21 protein-coding genes are annotated in these 20512 nt (G+C 53.6%); 10 read left to right on the plus strand and 11 right to left on the minus strand.

Annotation, left to right across the window (positions count from 1 at the left end):
• The first annotated feature begins 110 nt into the window (after positions 1-110).
• On the plus strand, positions 111-992 hold the full coding sequence (locus JXO48_09905) for a trypsin-like peptidase domain-containing protein (GenBank protein ID MBN2284190.1): 882 nt from the start codon (positions 111-113) through the stop codon (positions 990-992).
• A gap of 44 nt (positions 993-1036) precedes the next feature.
• On the opposite strand, the gene JXO48_09910 is transcribed toward JXO48_09905, so the two are convergent.
• The 5 genes from JXO48_09910 to JXO48_09930 all read right to left on the minus strand — a co-directional run bounded on the left by JXO48_09910 (position 1037) and on the right by JXO48_09930 (position 4386).
• The gene (locus tag JXO48_09910) at positions 1037-1483 is read right to left on the minus strand and encodes an Hsp20/alpha crystallin family protein (GenBank protein ID MBN2284191.1); all 447 of its coding nucleotides are present in this window, start codon (positions 1481-1483) and stop codon (positions 1037-1039) included.
• A 318-nt stretch (positions 1484-1801) separates the two neighbouring features.
• Positions 1802-2608 (minus strand): tetratricopeptide repeat protein, encoded by an 807-nt coding sequence (locus tag JXO48_09915; GenBank protein ID MBN2284192.1) that lies wholly within the window; start codon positions 2606-2608, stop codon positions 1802-1804.
• Positions 2580-3167, minus strand: coding sequence for an HD domain-containing protein (locus JXO48_09920; GenBank protein MBN2284193.1), 588 nt, complete (start codon positions 3165-3167; stop codon positions 2580-2582). The genes JXO48_09915 and JXO48_09920 overlap by 29 nt, the downstream gene beginning before the upstream one ends.
• Position 3168: 1 nt before the next feature.
• Positions 3169-3387 (minus strand): hypothetical protein, encoded by a 219-nt coding sequence (locus JXO48_09925; GenBank protein MBN2284194.1) that lies wholly within the window; start codon positions 3385-3387, stop codon positions 3169-3171.
• A 111-nt stretch (positions 3388-3498) separates the two neighbouring features.
• Positions 3499-4386 carry an MBL fold metallo-hydrolase gene (locus tag JXO48_09930; protein MBN2284195.1) on the minus strand — a complete coding sequence of 296 codons (888 nt, stop codon included), beginning with the start codon at positions 4384-4386 and terminating at the stop codon, positions 3499-3501.
• A 184-nt stretch (positions 4387-4570) separates the two neighbouring features.
• Here JXO48_09930 and JXO48_09935 point away from each other — a divergent pair, with 184 nt between their 5' ends.
• The 3 genes from JXO48_09935 (at position 4571) to JXO48_09945 (ending at position 8510) form a co-directional block, all read left to right on the plus strand.
• Positions 4571-6253 (plus strand): LysM peptidoglycan-binding domain-containing protein, encoded by a 1683-nt coding sequence (locus tag JXO48_09935; GenBank protein ID MBN2284196.1) that lies wholly within the window; start codon positions 4571-4573, stop codon positions 6251-6253.
• A 217-nt stretch (positions 6254-6470) separates the two neighbouring features.
• Positions 6471-7445, plus strand: coding sequence for a tRNA 4-thiouridine(8) synthase ThiI (locus JXO48_09940; GenBank protein ID MBN2284197.1), 975 nt, complete (start codon positions 6471-6473; stop codon positions 7443-7445).
• A 333-nt stretch (positions 7446-7778) separates the two neighbouring features.
• Complete coding sequence (locus tag JXO48_09945; GenBank protein ID MBN2284198.1) at positions 7779-8510, plus strand: 1-acyl-sn-glycerol-3-phosphate acyltransferase; 732 nt, start codon at positions 7779-7781, stop codon at positions 8508-8510.
• Positions 8511-8607: 97 nt separating this feature from the next.
• Here JXO48_09945 and JXO48_09950 read toward each other — a convergent pair whose 3' ends face one another.
• Positions 8608-8946 carry an inorganic pyrophosphatase Ppa gene (locus JXO48_09950; protein MBN2284199.1) on the minus strand — a complete coding sequence of 113 codons (339 nt, stop codon included), beginning with the start codon at positions 8944-8946 and terminating at the stop codon, positions 8608-8610.
• 126 nt (positions 8947-9072) lie between these two features.
• Here JXO48_09950 and JXO48_09955 point away from each other — a divergent pair, with 126 nt between their 5' ends.
• Together JXO48_09955 and JXO48_09960 are read left to right on the plus strand one after the other, a co-directional pair.
• Positions 9073-9714: a dephospho-CoA kinase gene (locus tag JXO48_09955; protein ID MBN2284200.1), complete on the plus strand. Its 642-nt coding sequence runs from the start codon at positions 9073-9075 to the stop codon at positions 9712-9714.
• 30 nt (positions 9715-9744) lie between these two features.
• Positions 9745-10368 carry a carbonic anhydrase gene (locus JXO48_09960; protein ID MBN2284201.1) on the plus strand — a complete coding sequence of 208 codons (624 nt, stop codon included), beginning with the start codon at positions 9745-9747 and terminating at the stop codon, positions 10366-10368.
• A 78-nt stretch (positions 10369-10446) separates the two neighbouring features.
• Here JXO48_09960 and JXO48_09965 read toward each other — a convergent pair whose 3' ends face one another.
• From JXO48_09965 to JXO48_09975, 3 genes are read right to left on the minus strand one after another with little or no spacing between them, the layout of a single operon-like run.
• Positions 10447-10962, minus strand: coding sequence for a hypothetical protein (locus JXO48_09965; GenBank protein MBN2284202.1), 516 nt, complete (start codon positions 10960-10962; stop codon positions 10447-10449).
• A gap of 21 nt (positions 10963-10983) precedes the next feature.
• Entirely contained in the window at positions 10984-12159 is a 1176-nt protein-coding gene (locus tag JXO48_09970) for a PilT/PilU family type 4a pilus ATPase (GenBank protein MBN2284203.1), read from the minus strand.
• 34 nt (positions 12160-12193) lie between these two features.
• A complete protein-coding gene (locus tag JXO48_09975; protein MBN2284204.1) occupies positions 12194-13276 on the minus strand; it encodes a type IV pilus twitching motility protein PilT in 1083 nt (360 codons plus the stop codon).
• Between the two features lie 218 nt (positions 13277-13494).
• Between JXO48_09975 and JXO48_09980 the strand changes: the two genes are divergently transcribed.
• The gene (locus tag JXO48_09980; protein MBN2284205.1) at positions 13495-15030 is read left to right on the plus strand and encodes a DUF4301 family protein; all 1536 of its coding nucleotides are present in this window, start codon (positions 13495-13497) and stop codon (positions 15028-15030) included.
• A 67-nt stretch (positions 15031-15097) separates the two neighbouring features.
• On the opposite strand, the gene rfbB is transcribed toward JXO48_09980, so the two are convergent.
• Complete coding sequence (gene rfbB, locus JXO48_09985; protein ID MBN2284206.1) at positions 15098-16162, minus strand: dTDP-glucose 4,6-dehydratase; 1065 nt, start codon at positions 16160-16162, stop codon at positions 15098-15100.
• 128 nt (positions 16163-16290) lie between these two features.
• On the opposite strand from rfbB, the gene JXO48_09990 reads away from it, so the two are divergent.
• Complete coding sequence (locus JXO48_09990) at positions 16291-17136, plus strand: HAD family hydrolase (GenBank protein ID MBN2284207.1); 846 nt, start codon at positions 16291-16293, stop codon at positions 17134-17136.
• A gap of 337 nt (positions 17137-17473) precedes the next feature.
• Positions 17474-18343 (plus strand): hypothetical protein, encoded by an 870-nt coding sequence (locus JXO48_09995; protein MBN2284208.1) that lies wholly within the window; start codon positions 17474-17476, stop codon positions 18341-18343.
• Here the strand turns inward: JXO48_09995 and JXO48_10000 are convergent.
• Positions 18340-19542: a hypothetical protein gene (locus JXO48_10000; protein MBN2284209.1), complete on the minus strand. Its 1203-nt coding sequence runs from the start codon at positions 19540-19542 to the stop codon at positions 18340-18342. The genes JXO48_09995 and JXO48_10000 overlap by 4 nt on opposite strands.
• A gap of 172 nt (positions 19543-19714) precedes the next feature.
• Between JXO48_10000 and JXO48_10005 the strand changes: the two genes are divergently transcribed.
• Complete coding sequence (locus JXO48_10005) at positions 19715-20443, plus strand: amino acid ABC transporter ATP-binding protein (GenBank protein ID MBN2284210.1); 729 nt, start codon at positions 19715-19717, stop codon at positions 20441-20443.
• Positions 20444-20512 lie beyond the last annotated feature (69 nt).

The following is a 20512-nucleotide window of genomic DNA, read 5'->3' on the forward strand; positions in this document are numbered from 1 at the left end:
ATAAAATACCGCTGGAGCCTCACCCGGGAGGCGTCATTACTGCTTCGGGAAGGATGTTTTGAAGGAACCCCGGCCGGGAAAAGAGACCGGGGCTCCGACGGGAGGTTTGAATGATGCGCCGCACAGGTTTCAGCCCTGTATTCCTTGCGTTATGGCTTGTTGTCATCCTGTTACTTACTATTGCTGTCGATGCGGGGGCGGCCCGTGACATTCCCGATGACAATCTTGCCTATCCCGTTCTGGTCACTCTTGACTCAAACGTATCGGCCTCGGGCTTCTATCTCAAAACGGATCGCCATGCCTATTTTGTCACGGCCCGTCACGTGCTCATCGATGAGACGAAGAACATCCCCACCAGCGGCGGAGCCACTCTGCTTTCCTATCCCCGCGACAGTACCGACCGGGAACGGAACATCCTCAGGCTCGATCTTCAGCGTCTTTCCGAGAGTGGTCAGATACGGTATCATGCGCAGGGCGACGCCGCGCTGGTCCGTATCGCTCAGGTGGTGACCAGCGGTTCCCGGGACGCCCTGAAATTCATAGAAGGTGTGTCCGTCGTTGAGCGTGCGCCTTCCGGCATCCTTGCCGTGGAGGCTTCGGCGGTGAAGGGTTTCGACCAAGTCATGATCTCAAATGAGGTCTTCATCTTCGGGTACCCCACATCCCTCGGCATCAAGGCGATACCACAGATCGATTATCGAATGCCGCTCCTCAGGAAGGGAATCATCGCGGGAAAGAACGAGTCACAAAAAACCATCATCCTGGACTGCCCCATATACCCGGGAAACAGCGGGGGGCCGGTCCTGGAGGTCGATCAGGTAAGCGCCTTCAAACAGACCTTTCGCGTGATCGGCATGGTGATCCAGTTTGTACCCTTTGCTGAGACATGGGTAAGCCAGCCGCATGGATATTCGAATCTTACCCTTTCGAATTCCGGGTATTCCGTGGCCGTTCCCATGGATGTCATACTGGATATTCTCTGGGATGAATGAGCAAAGGGCACTGACGGGTGCCCTTTGCTCGAGTGTCATCGTTATCAGTTATTACTGATCTCTATCTTTCTGACCTGTTTTTCCAAGGCCTTCGGCATGCTCAGCGTCAGAACCCCGTTTTTGTATGCGGCCTCGACCTTGTCGGACAGTACCGCCTCGGGGATCCTGAGACGGCGCTCGAAGGACCCGTAATACCGCTCGGACCAGTAATAGGTATCACCGTTGCTTTCATTTTCCCGCTTCTTCTCACCTTTGACGGTAAGTATGCCGTCGGAAATAGTGATATCCAGATCTTTCTCTTCCAGCCCGGGAAGTTCCGCGCTGATGAGGTATTCCTTCTCATTTTCAGCAATGTCAAAAGCAGGTATCCAGGATTGTTCCCCGCGGCCCAACAGGGAGAACATCCCTTCGTCAAGGATCCGGTCCATGATGTTCATAATCGGAACCATGGTTCCCGTTACCGGTCGTAACTGTAACATGCGTGTCATCATTATCTTAACCTCCTTTGAGGGTTTCATTGACGGCTCTGTAAAAAGTCCATATGCAGCATTGCGTCTCTCAACATCTGTTATGATTCCTCGATGTTCGCGCGGCCTGCCGTGCCCTCCATGCCCGTTTTGCGACTTTTTACGAGGGCGTCATGTTTGATGATAAGATATACATGATTTCCGTTCCGTCAAGCCCGCGGGGACAGGCAATGGCTCCCGGGACAAAACTCCCCTTGCCGGGCCTCACTGGAACGTGACGCTTCTGGTGAAGACGCTGCCAGGTCTGCTGATCCCGTTTTTCGTACCGGTTCGAGGTGGGTTTCAGGGTGATCCCGTGAGGGTTTTCAGGCATTCCGAGGCTTTCGTTGAATATTCCGTGCCCTGCTGTGTCCCCGCCGCTTTCCGTAATGCCTGGAGTGCGGCCTTAAAATCACCCTTCTTGAGATGGCACAGGCCCTGCAAGTAGTGGGGCTCCGCAAGAGTCGGCGCTATTTCCGATGCTTTGCTGAAGTACACCAGGGCACTGTCAATGTTGCCGTCATCCATGAAAGCCCGGCCGATGTTGTTGTATATGAGGGGCAGGATGATGGTGTTCGGTTCCCGGTCCAGCGCCCTGAAATAGTGGTCCAGTGCGTTCTTGTAGTCCTTTTTGTTGTAGTAAGCGATACCGATGTTGTTGAGAGCAAGGGCGGGGGTCCTGTACAGAACGTTCGAAAGGGCCTTTTCAAATTCACTGATCGCCCCATCGGCATCACCCCGCTCCAGGTAGATCATTCCAAGGTAGTTGTGGGCTTCGGCATAATCAGGGTCCAGGGCGATCGCCCGGAGGAGTTCGTCCGCCGCTCTGTCGGTCATACCCTTTGCGTAATAACAGGCACCCATATAGTAATACACGGTCGGGTCACTCTGATACATGCGGTCGGCTTCTATGAACTCCTTGAGCGCATCGGTGTATTCGCCGGATTTCATGTAGGCGATCCCCATGGCCGTGCGTCGTTGCGCATCCTCTTTCCTGTGTTCCATCGTTGCGCAGGAGGTCATGAAAGCGAGGATGACCGCCCCGAGCAGGAGAATGGCAGGCAGCCCGGTCTTTTTCCGTTCAGTGGTCTTTGTCATTATTGTTTGCATTTACCCACCAATCACCTTTGTCCTTGAACCACCAATCGCAAAATTCGGTATCCAGTATCACCTCCGCCAGCTTGCGCCCCGTTTCCGTGACAAGCCTCTTTACGGCGAAATGGATCCATTCCTTGCTGTATTGGTTCCCGAGGTCATCATGTTCCTTCAGCTGCAGAATAAGGGCAAGCTGGTCTGCATCATGGGCGAGCAGTGATTCCCGTGTTTTTTTTCCGTTGAACTCGGCGATACTCTCCATGATCTCTTCTCCGAAAAAAAGGGTTACCGCCAATTCGCGTACCGCCTTTTCTTCATCTACCTGGACATATTTTTTATTGACGTAGTTCATGTCTCCCGTTCGTGCTTCCGGGAGGTCGTGGAGGAGACACAGTTTCAATACTTTTGTTTCATCAGCTTCTTTTTCGAGCTTGCACAGTACATACCCGACGAAGAGTGTTCGCAGAACATGCTCGGCGACGGATTCCGAGCCGGAACCGAGAAATTGAAAACCCGATCGCGGTGTTTTTTGCAGCATGCCCACTTCAAAAAGAAAATTCGCTATATTCTTCATGTCATCCCTTTTTCAGTATTTCCATTCTGTTTTCCATCATCGTGGAGAGTTTCTTCATTTCCAACTGGAGTGCAGCGATACCTTCCGGTTTCAATGCGATCAGTTTGTCGAGCTTCGTTTTCCAGAACTCCACGACGGCAATTTCATTTTCCCGCATCTTTTTTTCGAACCGTGCCTGATATTCACGTATGAAATCCTGATCGCTTCCCGTCCGGTTCATGGTTTTTCCCCCTTTACGATGTTACTGACAGTGATTGTTATATATCATGCATCGTCGAGTTTCAACGGGTTGTTGCCGAAAAGAATATCCGTCGGCAGGGAAGCACCGTGGCTATCGAAGACAGTAACGGTCGTTCTCGCCGGTAACGGTCCCGTTCTTGATGAGGCGTTCGAGATGTTTTTGTATCATTCCCCGTTCACCCAGTTCGAAGAATGCCTCCGGTTGCCGGGGTTTCTTGTAAATGATCCATTGATGAACGATCTCATCAAGAAGGCGTGGCTTATCCAGAAAATCCAGGAGCGCCCGTTCGCGGGTGTCGATCACGGCCAGATATTCCTCGGCCATGCCCCGCAGGTCTCCTTCGATGATTCCCGTTTCATGAGAGGAGATGTGAATGCCGGCCTCGATATCGAGGAGGCGATGGACGGATTCGATCGTCTGGTCGATGTCGGACACCCGGTCGCCGTACCAGGGACCGAAGCGGGTCATGTCAAGGTCTCCGAGGAACAGGATATCTTCCCGGGGGAAATAGAAGCTTGAATGCCCGATGGTATGTCCCGGCGTATGGACGACCTCCATAATGGTGTTTCCGAAATCAAAGATATCACCGTTCGCGAAGGGGCGGTCCGGGACCCGCTCGCGATAGTTGAATTCGTTGAGCATGAGCTGCTGCCAGTAGCGCCGGTAGTCTTCGTCATGTAATCCATAGAAATCGAAGAAGCTGTCGATAGAGGAAAAACAGGGGGCTTCTTCCCGGGGAACGGCAAGGCTTGCCCCTTCGAAGAGGTAGTTCATTGAGATATGATCTTCGTGATAATGAGAGTTGATGATGATATCAACACCTCCGTCACCGGCTATTTTCCGCAGTATGGCGGCATCGGAGCCGGGATCGATGATGGCCCTGATATCGTCTTCAATGAAAAGCGAATTGCAGAAGGGATATCTGCTCCCGTTGGCTCCCGCAATGAAGTGAATGCAGCCGAAGCGTGTTTCTTTCATGAGTTCCTCACTCCCGCGGCTCGCAGGCGAACCGCTCACAACGATTCTCATATATGAAGTCGAAGGATGTGTCAAATATCGATGTCCCGTGCCGGGCATTGCTCTTTTCCATATAATGGTTTGACAATACCAGCCGCCTTACGTATGATTCCACTTCTCAATGCTCGACCGAAAGGAGGGACCGATGAAAACCCGCTTTGGAACAATACCAGGTCTGGTCGGGATTATTTTTATCGTGACGGCCCTCGGAGCAGTTCCCTGCCTCCCACAAGAAGACACGGTGCACCTCACCTTTCGGAAGAAATCGGAGCAATCCTTTGAAACCTACGTGGTGAAGCGCGGAGACCGGCTTATCAGGATAATCGAGGAACGGTTCGACCTGTCGGCGGGTGACACGATGGAGGTTCTCAAAGAGGTAAAAAGGCTCAATCCGCAGATCATGAATATAAACCTTATCTACCCCGGAGAAAAGATCCTGCTTCCCCGGGAGCTTCCTCCGATCGAGGCTGCTAAAGAGGAGATCAGGGAAATTGTACTGGAAGGCGGTGAAACGGGAAAGGCGGTTCCTTACGTCGTCAGGGAAGGTGACACGGTTGTTGCCATCCTTCAGAAACAGCTTGGGAAATCGGTCCGTGAGAGCCTCGCCATCTTGGAATCAATGAGCCGTTTCAATCCCGAGATTTCCGATCTGAACAGGATATATCCGGGACAGCGGTTGTGGATTCCCCTTATGGAGGAAGCGGTCGGTCGGAACGAGGAACAGACCGAAACGGAGGAGCCCCGCCGGGAAGAAGGAGAACCCGTTACCTTCTCAGTTCCTTCCACGTCGCTTCTCCCTGTCATCGCCCGTGTCGCTGCCTGTATCGACGGTACGTTCATCGACAGTGGAAGTCTGTATATACCCCTTCCGCCATCGGGCCAGGTGGCGGTTGATACGTCAAAGATCCCGGTCATCGAGCTTGATAGAGGGCGTATGCTCCTCATTGATCTGGAGGACCGGATGCCGGGAGAACTTGAAAAGGTCGTCGAATCGACATGGAAGAATTATCACTTCATTGAAATGGAAGCGCCCGATGCCGTTCCCGCCCTCATTGAAGACGTGGTAAAGGCCGCCGGTGGATACCGGCTGAATAAACATGCGCAGGTCATGACCTTCGGCGGCGGGGACCTGGTGAAGGTCTCCGTAAACTGGTCGATACGTCCCGCTCCGGGAGCCGGTGCTTCCCCGGCGTCCTTCGGAATAAATTTTCTTGATGATCCCGCGATCTCCATTCCCGCGAACATCCGTCATTTCATGTGGAAGGAGGGCTTTGAGGTTATTGAGATCGCCGAGGGTATCGGCGTCACCGGAAGCAGCGAGACCGCTCCGCCCTGTGACGCAGTCCTGCTGAAGACGGGTGGAATCCCCGAGACCCTTGGATCGTTTCTGGGCCTCCTGGGATACGAATACACGACCGGTTCCCGGGTCCAGGTATTCAGCATCGAGAATGATGGGTTCAACCTGACGATACAGGCCGATATAAGGTTCGAGGCTGAAGACAGGGATGTCGTTCTCTGCTTTAATGCGATCCCGGAGCAGTTCGTGGAGATCCTGGCCGGGCGGGGGACGCGGGTTACCGTGATCCCCGGTGAGGCATCCCGGGACGAGGCGATCGCCTCCCTGCTTGAAGCGGTCGGAATATTGTACACCCGCGACACCTTTCACTTTCCTCTGGTAGTGAACAGAGAGGAACAGGGCGAGGTCTTGCTGACGGGGTTCAGAATAGAGCGGGGGGAAGAGAACCTGTGCCTGGTCGATTATGCGGTTGACCGGGATGTGTGCGGATGGCTGAAGAACATCTGGAATATCAGGGTGGTTCAATATTGACGGGTCGTTGCCCGGGCGTGCATCCCTTGAAACTGGTTCATCGGGGGATCGGGATTCGTGATTCAGATATGGTAAGAACAGAGTTTTTCGACTGACACCTGACGCTTAACGTCTAACGTCTCACGCTGTCCCCTTTTCAGTTCATGAGATCAACCGTTTTACGAAAGCGTGTCATCCATTACCGCTTTGTGACTTTTTGCGAGGGAATGAATTTCTCATGGTTACGGGTATAGCATTGGTATCGGGGGGGCTGGACAGCATTCTGGCGGTGAAGGTCCTTCAGGAGCAGGGGATCAACGTGATCGGTCTCTCCTTCGAGACACCCTTTTTTAATGCCCGGGCGGCGAGAAAGGCCGCCAGGGAGATCGATATCCCTCTGGTGGTGAAGAACATTACCAAAGAGCATCTTCTCATGCTTCAGGCGCCTCGGTACGGATATGGAAAACATATGAATCCCTGTATAGACTGCCACATCCTGATGTTGAAAAAGGCCGGCGAGGCGATGGAAGAGAAGGGAACCGATTTTGTGTCGACCGGCGAGGTGCTCGGGCAGAGGCCCATGTCGCAGAACAAACAGTCTCTCCACATCGTGGCTTCCCGATCGGGTTACGGGGATTTTATAATCAGGCCCCTGAGCGCACGGCTGCTTCCTGAAACGCTGCCGGAGAGAGAGGGGAAGGTTGATCGCGCCCGGCTCTGCGATATCCAGGGAAGATCCCGGAAACGGCAGATCGAGATGGCGGAACGATACGGGGTCAAAAGTTATTCGAATCCCGCCGGGGGATGTCTGCTGACGGAACCCGTTTTTTCACGCCGGCTGAAGGACCTCTTCGAGCATCAGGAAAATGTGAGGATACGGGATGTGGAGCTGCTCAAGGTAGGACGTCATCTCAGGATCGATGATGATCACAAGATCATCGTGGGAAGAAAAGAGGGAGAGAACAGTATTATTGAGCGTCACTTTCTGCCGGGCGATTGCATGGTCAGAATGAGGGATTTCCCGGGACCGACCGTTCTGATACCCGGCGACTGTTCGGAAACCGTTCTATCACGCGCCGCGGCCATCTGTGCCCTGTACAGTGATGCCCCCGGGGACAGGGCCGTCACGGCGGTGGTGACACAGGCGGAATCCTCCGTGGAAATAACGGTACATCCCGCGGTGCGGGGTGAAACAGCGGAGCTCATGATCTGACGGGGCGTGAGACGTTAAACGTGAAGCGTGAGACGAAAAACTCCGTTCGTATCATATCCGACGACCCCCGAATCCCTTTTTCACAGGCCCGAATCGTTTTTGATACATCTAACGGCTTGCTTCAGGCGATTTCAAAAATCGCCTTCGGCTCAGACAGTTGAAATCGCTTTCCTTACGCTTCGCTAGGATGTATTGCAAAAACGCTTCTATGGCCGCTTCAAAATATGTGTTCCGGGAAACATGTCGTTGACAGATAAGTCAGTGCTCATTTATAATGCCCCTCCGGGTAAGGGTCTTCATAATCTCACTCTATTTATTAAGGACGTATGAGCCATGTGGAAGAGATTCATCAATCTGTTTTTTTACATCTATCGTCCGATCCTTTTTACCCTGATCGCCGTTGATACCGCCGCACTCGGCCTGATCTCCGCGATCACCTGCATTTTCGACCATAAAGGCAACATCGCCTACTTCATTGTCGGAAGGTTCTGGTCACGGCTCAACCTCATGCTTTCAGGTGTCTCCGTGAAAGTGGAGGGACTGGAGAAGATAGACAGGAACCAATCCTATATCGTCATGTCGAATCATCAGAGCCACTTCGATGTATGGGCTCTCATAGCCTTCCTTCCCCTGCAGCTCCGGTGGGTGATGAAAAAAGAACTGAGAAAGGTGCCCGTTTTCGGATATTGCTGCGACCGGATGGGACATATCTATGTGGACAGGGGTGATTCGGAGAAGGCCCGGGAGAGCCTTCAGGTAGCCGGGGAGAAGATGCGGGCCGGGGCGTCGCTCTTCTTTTTCCCCGAGGGGACCCGGAGTCCGCGTAAGGAGATGCTCCCCTTTAAAAAGGGGGGATTTGTTATTGCCCTGGCGACGGGAATGCCCATTCTTCCGATATCGGTCAAGGGCGGGCGGGAAATCCTTCCCAAGAACAGCATAAAGATCATGCCCGGAGAAATGATCATCTGTATTCATGATCCCCTGTTCGTCGATGAATACAGTTATGACACTCGGGACAAACTGATGAGTCGGGTACGCCGTATCATCGAGGACGGACTTGCGTGACGCATTCCGGCTTGCCGGGAACGGCACGGGTTTCCTCCAATGCTCTTTCGTGTCTTTCCGGGATGTCAGCCGCCGAACACCTTTCTCACAAAGGCGGTCACGGTTTTGCCTCTCTCGTATTTTCGACGATAAAGGGTGTTGAAAGGATCCCGATACTGCCCCGGCGCACCCATATGCGGTAGATGACGACCGATTTCCCTTCCATCGTCGCCAGGCTGGGGAGCTCTTCCGCCCCCAAGACGTCGCCGATGTTGAACTCGTAATATGATATGGTATCGCTGAAGGGATCGGTGATGAGGATGAGCTTCTTTGTATCGTGGGGATGTTTTTCCGGCGCACCGGTAAAGGAGATCGTGTTGGCCCTGAAGTCGGCTGATGTTTTGTACACATCTATTTCAAACTTCTTTACCTGTTCAAGGAGCTTCTCAATGGTCATCGATTTCTCCCCGCGGTCCGGTGGATGGTAGATGATGAAACCGCGTGTGCTTCGGTGATGCATGTGGTGTTTAATTACTCTTTTTCTTTACGTACTGTCAAGACCCCCGGCGGGGGGTGATCATCAATGGAGATGGGATCTATGCTCAATATCGGCCTGACCGGCGGAATTGGAAGCGGCAAATCGACCGTAGCCGGGCTCTTTGAAAAAAAAGGCGCCCGCATTATTGATTTTGATGTTCTGGCGCGGCGGGTGGTGGAACCGGGACAACCGGCCTGGAAAGAGATCGTTGATCACTTTGGAGATGACGTGATCGATGACGGGGGCCGGATCGACCGGGAAGCGCTGGCTACCAGGGTTTTCCGGGACCGGGAGCAGCGTGAGAAGTTGAACGGCGTTGTCCATCCGGCCATCTTCAGGGAGTGGATGGAGGACATCGCGGCGATCCAGAGGGAAGTCGGGGAAGCAGTGATCATTTCGGATATACCGCTTTTGATAGAAGTGGGGCTTCAACGGCACATGGACGCCACCATCCTGGTCTATGCGTCGCCGGCGGTGCAGGTTCGGAGAATCATGGACCGAAACGGTTACAGCAGGGAGGAAGCCGAAGACCGGCTCCGGGCGCAGATGAATATCGACGACAAGGTCCATCTCTGTGATTTTGTGATACGTAACGAGGGTGATCTTGACGAGACACAACGGCAGGTGGATGCCGTCTGGAAGGAGCTCTTGGAGCTGCAAAAAAAGAAGCGTCAACCGGCTGATTGACGCAGTGAATGTTCAGGAGGGAGACAACAGATGATCGAAAGGAATGTGCTGACGGATTTCAGCTCTCGCGTGTCGGAACCTGAAATAGATCCCACGGCATATGTTCATCCCCTTGCATCGGTGATCGGCAGGGTCATCCTTGGGAAGGATATCATGGTGTCACCCATGGCATCCGTCAGGGGTGACGAGGGACAACCACTGTTCGTCGGTGACGGATCCAATATCCAGGACGGCGTGGTGATCCATGCCCTGGAAACCGAGAAGGACGGAGTTCCCGTGGCGGCTAATCTCTATGAGGTCGCCGGCAAACAATACGCCGTCTATATCGGGAAACGGGTCTCACTGGCCCATCAGGTCCAGGTTCACGGACCGGCACTCATCGGGGATGACACCTTTGTGGGGATGAAGTCCCTCGTTTTCAAGAGTTCCGTAGGTGAGCGGTGTGTGGTGGAACCCGGTGTCATCCTGATGGGGGTTTCGGTTCCCGGAGGGAGATACGTTCCCGCGGGGTCCATTGTCAGAGACCAGGTGAAAGCCGACGCGTTACCGGAAATTACGGACGACTACCCGCTGAAGAACATGAATAAAGGCGTGGTGCATGTCAATACGGGATTGGCGAGGGCCTACCGGGCGGCCCGTGACAGATCCCGATGACGGGGAAGATGGAAAAGGTTATGGAAACGCCGGCGGCCTGTGTCTCCCTGAAGCGGCCGCCGGGGTCTGAACGGCCCTCTATATTCTGCCGAATTTTTTCATTGTATCCCGGTAGACCCGGTAGAATTCCTCGTTTTCCGCGATGCCCTTGCGGATGATCACGGCTGCATCATTGATGTTCTCCACATTAACAATAAGATTGACGCTTTTGTTGAACGCGGTCATGGAGTCGTTGCTCCGGTGCTTGGTGCTGAGCAGGACCACGAAAATATTGCGTCGGATCGACATGGGCAGGGACTCGAGGTACGCAATCACCTCGTTGACACCCGTTCCTTGTACGTCGAAGTTTTCATTGACCACGATCAGCTGGTAGACGTGAAAACGCATGAAACGGAGTGCTTCCTGACCTGTATGTGCTTCTGAGCAGAGATATCCAACCGTTTCAAGGTTCTCTTTGACCGTATCCTTGATCGCGGCATCCATTTCGCATATGAGGGCCGTATCGGTCCCTTCTTCCACGTAATCGAAGGGTTTTCCCGCGGCGTCATAAGATTCCGTGGCGATCTTTTCCATCAATGATTTGTCTTCTTCCATTCCAGGCTCCTTACCTGCTTCCTAGTACTTTCGCTTTGATCGTCCATAATCCTTATCGACCTCAAGATGGTCGATTTCCGTTGTTGCTTCACCCCGTTCACTCTTCACGGCATCGATACCGCGGCCCACAATTCCCTTTGTTGTAGAATAGGCGAGGGCGGTTTCCTCGGTGATCTCACCCTTGGCGTAGAGGTCGACGATGAAGTCATCGAAGCTGGTCATCCCGAATGCCGTTCCCGCGTCGATGATATCACGGAAGGTTTTTCCTTCTTCCTCTCCATTGACGACCGTATCCTTGACACGGAGATTCGATCTCAGTATTTCAAAGGCCGCGACACGGCCGCCTCCGACCTTCGGAAGCAGTCTCTGGCATACGATCCATCGGACCGTGTCGGCGAGACGGATGCGGATCTGCCTTTCTTCCTCGGTTGAAAACATGCCGAGGATCCTGTTGACCGTCTGACCGGCATCCACGGTATGGAGGGTCGTCAGCACCAGGTGACCCGTCTCGGCCGCGCTCAATCCGATTTCAACGGTTTCGCGGTCCCTCATCTCCCCGACCAGGATGACCTTGGGTGCCTGGCGCAGGGCTGCTCGAAGTCCGTTTGCGAAGGTGTCGAAGTCAATGCCCAGTTCCCGTTGATTGAAGGTCGATTGGTAATGTGAATGCCGGTATTCCACGGGATCTTCGAGGGTGATGATGTGAACCGACTGTTCGTTGTTTATGATGTCCAGCATGGCTGCGAGAGATGTTGATTTACCGCTTCCCGTGGCACCCGTCACGAAGACGATGCCGTTTTTCTCCCGGGCTATTTCCTGAAATACCTGAGGAAGGTTCAATTCCTCACAGGTGGGCACCTTTGTTTCGAGTTTTCTCAGAACGACCGAGTAGTTTCCGGCCTGTGAAAAAACGTTGACCCTGAAACGGGCCTTGCCCAGCAGTTCGTATGACAGATCGCAGGAACCCTCATGAACGAGAAATTCCGTCAGGCGGCGGTCGCCGTTTAACAGGTTCAGCGCGAATATTTCACTCTGAAAGGGCGTCAGCTTCTCGAAGTGGGGATCCAGTTCGACCGATTTGAGCTGCCCGTCGCTTTCCACCTGAAACGGTTTTCCCACCGTTACATTCAGGTCGGAAACATTTCTCTGGGATTCCAGCATTTTTCCCAGAATGTAATCGATTTCCTGTCTTATCATGGCCTTACCTCTCCATAGATTGATGCATGATTCGTTACACCTCGGTGAAATCGGCGGGAGCCGCTTTCAAAAAAGCCCTGAATTTCTGTTTGTCGTTCGCTTTCATGTAGGCTTCGTCGGAACCGATGGTGCCCCGGTTGAGCAGTTCCATTATCGAGTCATCGAGAAGCAGCATGCCGTATTTTTTCCCCGTCTGGATCATGGAGGGTATCTGGAAGGTCTTTGATTCACGAATGAGGTTCCGCACCGCCGGAGTGGCGATCATGATTTCGAGGGCTGCAACCCGGCCGGGCTTGTCAACCCGCTTGAAGAGGGTCTGGGATATGACCGCCCTGATTCCGTCGGCCAGGGTGGAACGTATCTGCATCTGTTCTTCGTGAGGGAACACCTCGATGATGCGGTCAACCGTTTTCGCGGCGCTGGTGGTGTGCACCGTTCCGAAAACAAGGTGCCCCGTGGCCGCCGCCTCGACGGCGAGAGAGATGGTTTCAAGGTCACGCAACTCACCGACCAGGATAATGTCGGGGTCTTCACGAAGGGCGCCGCGAAGGGCGGCGGAAAAGGATTTCGTATGGATCCCCACTTCACGATGGTTGACCAGACAGCTCTGACTTTCATGGACGAATTCGATAGGGTCCTCGATCGTGATGATATGATCCTTCCTGGTCCGGTTCGCTTCGTCGATGATCGCCGCCAGGGTTGTCGATTTTCCGCTGCCCGTCGGCCCCGTAACGAGGACGAGCCCCCGGGGAAGCGATGCGAGCTTGGTAATGACCGGCGGAAGTCCCAACTGCTGTCCCGTCAGAATCTTGCTGGGTATCTCTCTGAACACGGCCCCAAGCCCGTTCTTCTGCTGAAAGAAATTCGCCCTGTACCGGGCGAGACCGGGTACCTCGTAAGCAAAATCAATATCACCCGTTTCTTCGAACTGTTTGATCTTATGCTCCGGGGTGATCTCGTAGAGCATCGCCCTGAGATCGTCATTGGTCAGTTCATCGTATCTGACCCGTTCCAGGTCCCCCCTGAGCCTGATGACCGGCTGCTGTCCGGCGACGAGGTGAAGGTCCGATGCTCCCTGCTCATTCATCAGTTTGAAAAATGCATCTATTTTTGCCATAATCAAACTCCTCTTAATATCATATCGTTGTTATAGGCTATGTATCCTGATACGCGGATAAGACCAGTCCCCTATGCCTTTGCCGAAATGTGAAAATTAGGTGGATTGTGATGGATGTAACGGCAATTGTCAAGTAAGAAGAGGACAGGAATCAGAGGCCCTATGACCGGGGGACGGCGCGGGAGATATAGATCAAGCGCAGAAATCGAAAAGGAGGGATGATGATGCAGGCCGGGTTCAGTGATAACGATCTTCGGAGGATCGAAAAACAGGGACGATCGGTTGAGCGTATCCGAGAGCAACTTGCCCTGTTTCAAAAAGGTCCGCGGTTCATTGTCCTCGACCGATCGTGCAGTGCCGGTGACGGGGTCGTGGTCCTGGAAAATGCCGAAATGAAGCTCCTGAAGGACCGGTATGAGGATGCGGTGTGTTCGGAGCATTTTTATGTGTTCGTTCCCGCCTCGGGTGCCGCGAGCCGCATGTTTCGCCGGTGGCATCAGTTCATGCAGAAAAAGGATTTTGATGGGTCGGAAGAAGGAGATCTTTTTGCCCGGGAACTGCCCGGGTTCGCCTTTTATGATGATCTGGAGCGGGTGATCGAACGCGAAGGAGAAAGCCTTGACGAACTGCTGCAGGAGAAACGATATTCCCGTATCCTTAGGTATGTTCTGACTTCCGAGGGACTGAACTATGCCGATCTTCCCAAGGCGCTTCTGAAATTTCACCGGTACGGCGGGGTGAGCAGGACCCCGCTGGAGGAGCATCTGAGCGAATCGGCCAGGTATGTTCGGGACGGATCGGAGACCTGCCGGATCCACTTTACCCTTTCGCCGGAGCATCGATATGATGCGGCTGCGTACCTGGCGTCAGCGGTACCCGAATATAAGGCTCGGTTCGGCGTGCAATACGAAGTAAGCCTGTCTGAGCAGCTTCCCGAAACGGATACTATCGCCGTTGATGCCTCCAATCAACCCTTCAGAGATGCCCGGGGAGAATTGGTTTTCCGGCCCGGGGGCCACGGCGCACTGTTGAAGAACCTCAACAGTCTTGGTGGGGACGGTGTGTTTCTCAAGAATATCGACAACGTCGTTCCCGAATCGCTGCAGGAAGAAACGGCCCGCAGTAAAAAAATTCTCGGCGGCTTTATGGTATCGTTGCGGGACGAGATATTCACCTTTCTTCGTGTCCTTGATGGAGGGGATGGGAACGAGGCGGAACTGGACCGGGCCGTGTCCTTCTGCCGCGAAAAACTATTCGTCCGGTTTCCACCCGATCTCGCGGCCCGTTCCCGGGAGCATCGGAGGGAATACGTGTATGACGTTCTGAACCGGCCGCTGAGAGTGTGCGGGGTGGTCAGAAACGAGGGAGAGCCGGGAGGAGGCCCCTTCTGGGTGAGAGAAGAGGACGGGAGGCAGTCACTGCAGATCGTGGAGGGAGCCCAGGTCGATTTTGGGTCGAAGGGACAGAAAGACATCTGGGAATCCTCCACGTACTTCAATCCCGTGGACATTGTCTGCTCCGTAAGGGACCATCAAGGACGGAAATATGATCTTGAGAACTATGTCGACAGGGAAGCCTGTCTCATATCGGAAAAGTCCCTGGAAGGGCGGGACCTCAAGGCGCTGGAACTGCCCGGACTGTGGAACGGGTCGATGTCGCGATGGAACACGGTTTTCGTAGAGGTACCGCTGATAACCTTCAATCCCGTGAAGACCGTTGAGGACCTCCTGAGGAAGGAACACCGGGTTTCATAACCGGTCCGTGTCTGCGGGGTCTTTCGCCGCATCGGTGGGGAATGTTCCGCCGAGGAAACGCGTGCCTTCAATCCTGCGGGCCGTAGTGTTCGCGCATCCAGGCCCGATATTCTCCACTCCTTACCCGGTCGACCCACGTGGTGTTTTCCAGGTACCAGTGGATTGTCTTTTCAAGGCCCGTTTCGAAGGATTCGCAGGGCTTCCAGCCGAGTTCCCTGCGAAGTTTCGAAAAATCGATGGCGTATCTCCGGTCGTGCCCGGGCCGGTCGGTAACAAAGGTGATCAGGTTTCTCCGGGGACCCTGATCCGATGGGGAAAGTATTTCATCGAGCCTGTCGCATATCATTTCAACGATGCGGATGTTCTCGATCTCCCTGTCCCCGCCGATATTGTATGTTTCACCGCGGGTGCCTCGCTGCATGACGGCCCATATGGCGCTGCAGTGATCATCAACGAAGAGCCAGTCACGGATGTTCCCTCCATCGCCGTAGACCGGTAAGGCCTTTCCCTCGGCGGCGTTCAGGATCATCAGAGGGATCAGCTTTTCGGGAAACTGATAGGGACCGTAATTGTTCGAACAATTTGAAATGGTGGTGGGGAGACCGTAGGTTCTGTGATAGGCGCGGACAAGGTGGTCCGAGGCCGCCTTTGAAGCCGAATAGGGACTGTTGGGGCGGTATGGGGTCGTTTCCGTGAATCGTCCTTCGGTGTCGAGACTGCCATATACTTCATCGGTACTGACGTGATGAAAGAGGAGAAAGCGCTCCGATCGTCCGCGTGCGAGCTCAAGAAGATGAAAGGTCCCGTTGATGTTTGTCTGAATAAAAGCGGCGGGTCCCCTGATGGAGCGGTCAACGTGAGATTCTGCCGCGAGATGGCAGATGCCGTCGATGTCATAACGGGCAAAGATATCCTGCATTCGCTGGAAGTCGCAGATATCGGCCTGCTCGAACACGTAGCGGCCGGTATGTTTTTCGGCCATGTCCGGGAGGTTTTCAGGATTTCCCGCATAGGTGAGTTTGTCGACGTTGATGATCCGACCCGTGAAATCCGTCCGGGATAGAAGAAAACGAATGAAATTGCTGCCGATAAACCCGCAACCGCCGGTGACCATGAGATTTTGTATTTGCATAATGTTTTCGTGTTCTTTCTATGATATCGGCAGTTTCTTTAACGCGAACCGGCGGGGCTGTCAATCAAAATAGGGACGTCTTGACAGGTCCTTGCGCTTTCTTTATGGTGTGTGTCGGGAGGAACACCATGACCTTTGCGTCGCTGATCACGAAATATTCGAAGCCCATGGAACCGGTTCCGACGGGATTGCCGCCGCGGGTGAACCGGCGGATCCGTCCAGCCGCCATTCTCTTTGATGTATACGGGACTCTTTTCATCAGCAAGGCCGGCGACATCGGGGTCGCTGTGGAGGAGGCCCGCCGCAACCGGTCGCGCATAGCAGCGATGTTCGAACGATATGGGATCGGTGCGGACCCCGGTGAGATACTGGATCGTTTCTTTGCGGAGATCACCGCTGAAAAGGAAAAAATGGCCGGAAAAGGAATTGAGTATCCCGAGGTGGTCATCGAGAAAATATGGATGCGGGTCCTCACCCTCGACGATTTGGGGAAAGTGCGCCGGATCGCCGTTGAGTACGAGCTTATCGTGAATCCCGTCTTTCCCATGCCGCACATGGAAAAACTCTTCGATGCCTGCCGTAAGAAGAAGGTTGCCATGGGGATCATATCGAACGCCCAGTTCTATACACCCCGTCTGTTCTCGGCGTACCTGAAAAAACCCTTTCGAAAGATCGGTTTCGATGAGCGGTTGACCTTTTTTTCCTATCGACTGGGATATGGGAAACCGTCGCTCGCGGTCTTTGAAAAGGCGGCCCGACAGCTTCGAGAACACGGTGTCTCCGTAAAAGACGCGCTTTACGTGGGAAATGACATGCTCAAAGATATCTACCCTGCCTCGATGACGGGTTTCGGCACCGCCCTTTTCGCCGGCGATGCCCGGTCGCTGAACCTGCGGGAAGGTGATGCCCGGTGCCGCGATGTAACACCGGACCTGGTGGTAACCGATCTGGCCCAGATCATTGAACTGCTGTAATGACGTGGGGGGTTGGTGGAAACGTGAGGCGTTACAAAGGAAGGAGAAAAACCCTTGAACCTCAGAAAACCATCTCAATGGCCGCTTCAAAAGGTGATATCAGGAATGGCGTTAGGAGAAAGTACGGTCGCATAATTTTCGGATTACGGATTACGGATTATGGATTACGGATTATGGATTATGGATTACGGATTACGGATTACGATTCACGAATCGCGAATCCCGGATCCCGAGAGGGTGCCGGACGGCGACCGTCTTGACAACCGCGGGGTGATGTAATAGGGAATGGTGTCCGGTTCTATTCGGGAGAAGTGTCAAGAACTGCTTGGGGTGTGTAATGAAGACAAGAAACCTCCTGATTTCCTCCGTAACGATTCTGTTGTTTCTCCTGCTCGTCCTGGTTCTGTATGTGAACCGGGACCTGATCATGCCCGGTGACCGCGGCGAGACGGTTCTGGAGGATACCGTTTCCGTTCGTCCCATCGGCGAGGGGAGACCGTCAGCCGCTGATGAATCCACAGGAACAATGGTCAAAAAGAAAATCATGCCGCCGCCTCCTCACTCCGCCGGTGCACCGGCCGGTGAGAAGGCCGAGGCGGCTTACAAGCGCCTTCAGGAAGAGGTCGTCCTGTTTTTTGACTACCTTGATCAGCAGGACTATGTCAGGGAATATCATTTCCCCCAGGGGACCTACCGGCATTCGCTGGGCCTCCTGTCAAAACTCTTCGCCCGTCCGCCCATCGTCTCCGGTGAAACAAAGGACCTTTTCGTCCTCGCCGGGAATCTCGCCCATTTCTGCCGGGTCATTGGAAAGGAGGATATCGCCTTTGTGAAGGATGTCCTGTCCCAGGAGGAGGAGATCATGGAATCGGCCATGGACCTCTTCTTTGATTGGGCCATGGTCCAGATGAATACCGGTGAAGGGGGGCTGGCCGATTCGTTCGAGGAACTCTACGAATATGCCGCTTTCTTTCTGAACACGCTCGGCGGCAGGTCCTATCTGATGCGGAGAGATTCAAAGGTCAGGATGCTGATAACCTATTACGCTATCCTGATCGTCGACCATGCGGAGAGGAAAAACCTTAATCATTACGGCATCGCTCTCAAACCCCGTATCGATCTCCTTATGGACGACATGTCACAGTTCCAGGGACTGGAATACCGGGACAGATACCTTACGGTGCTCCGGAGGATAGGAAAGTCCTAAAAACCAAGTCTCGTGAGGATCCCTTTCTGTCGCCGGTACCACAGGTTCGGCAGCAGCCGGTAGAGGACCCGCGAGGATGTGGTGATGTACTCTTTTTCCCGTTTATCGAACTGGCAGGCCTGGATGATCTGTTCCCTGATATCCTCCCGTGTTCCTCCCTCGTTGAATATTCTGTACGCAGCATGAAAGAGCGGGCTGTACATGTTCTTCTTTTCGAGAAACCGGTGCACGTTTTTCATAGTATCCGGTCCCTCCGGGGTGCCGTCGATCCGTTCGAGCGCCTGTCGGTGGGTTTCAATGGGGTTCCCGTTGAACAGTTCATAATAGTACCTGCCGTATCGGTAATTTTTGCTGGCCACCGATGAAAGGGTGACGTACATGTCGCCCACCCCGGCCTGGCTGTGAAATGCCTGAAAACCGCCACCGAGAATCTTCGAGAGCGCTCTGATCTCAACACCAGAACGGGCGAAAAGGGTCCCCGGCATGGAATTCCCCAGGTCCAGGCAATCGATGATCCCCTTGATATTGGCAACGATGTTCTTAAGGGCGCCGCAGGCTTCTATCCCCACGGTGTCCACGTTGTAATACGAGTTCAATTCCTGCCGGCTGACACTGAAAAATTTTTTCCTGACAAGGCGCGTAATCTTTCGTTTCCCTGCCACGGTTACACAGACCGGTTTTCCTGCGGCCAGATCGATGTCGAAAAAAGGGCCGCCGACACAGACCAGGTCATGCTTGTGCAGCAGATCAAAAAGGTGATTTTCGATCATCTGCGAGGGCGTCACCAGCCCCCGTGTTTTTTCATCAGAGGTAAGTCCCTTGATCGGTGATATCAGGCAGGTCGCGCCCTTTTTCTTTTCCAAGATCGGTTTTATGTAATTCAGTATTTCAGGCAGACCCCGCATGGTGATCGCAAGCATGACGAAGCTGTTCTCTTCGATCACCTGTTCCAGGTTATGGGTCGCCTGCACGTTCTTGCCGAGCCGGGGGACGTTTTCAATGCCGCCGAAGATCGCGGACAGGTCATTGGTGAGATGTTTCGGATTCAGGCCGGTCGCGTTGATTTCCCGGCAGAGGCCGGCATCATGGTAATAGAGCTGTATCTTTTTCCCGTCACGGGCGAATTTGTAGGCAAAGGCGGTTCCCAGTCTTCCCGGTCCGATAATGGCGATCTTCGACGAGTCAAGCCCTGAATTCATGGCGCATCCTTGATATGAACTTTTTGATTATACCCGGTATGGTTCAGGGAGCATAGCGGGACGCCCATACGCTGTCAACATGTTAATTAAAAAAACTTCACGGTTGACAATGAAATGTGCAGGAAGTATAAGGCGGAATGTTGTGAGATTTGAAATTGAAAGGTGAAATTGAGTGATAACCTTCAGGGGTGTGAACAAGTGGTTCGGAAAACTCCATGTTCTGAATAACATCAATTTTCATGTGAAATCCGGCGAGGTTGTCGTTGTGTGCGGCCCCAGCGGTTCCGGAAAGAGCACCCTGATCCGCTGTATCAATAAGCTGGAACCTATCCAGGAGGGTGAAATAATTGTCGATAACATTCCCATTCACAATGCCCGCATCAATATCACCCACCTTCGGGCCGAGATCGGCTTCGTGTTCCAACAGTTCAACCTCTATCCACATATGACCGCGCTTGAAAACATAACCCTGGCCCCGATAAACGTCAGGAAGCTGAAACATGACGAGGCAGAGGGCCTGGGGATGCAGCTTCTCAAGAAGGTCGGTATAACCGAAAAGGCCCATTCCTATCCGGCCCAGCTGTCGGGTGGTCAGCAACAGCGGGTGGCCATAGCGAGGGGTCTGGCCATGCGCCCGAAGATAATGCTCTTTGATGAGCCGACGTCGGCCCTTGATCCGGAAATGATAAACGAGGTTCTGGATGTCATGCGTGATCTTGCCCGCGAGGGGATGACGATGATCGTCGTCACCCACGAGATGGGATTCGCCCGCGAGGTGGCTGACCGTGTCGTGTTCATGGATGAGGGGATGATCATGGAGACGGCGGAACCGAATGAGTTTTTCTATAATCCGCAGCATGACCGTACAAAACTGTTTCTGAGCAAGATTTTGTCGCATTGATGTCTATTCGGTCGGCGTCTGTTCGCTCGACGCCGAGGGAAGGGTATTGAACATTAGACAGCAAGGAGG

Source organism: Deltaproteobacteria bacterium (assembly GCA_016933965.1).
In the GTDB taxonomy this organism is placed as follows: Bacteria; Desulfobacterota; Syntrophia; order Syntrophales; family UBA2210; genus JAFGTS01.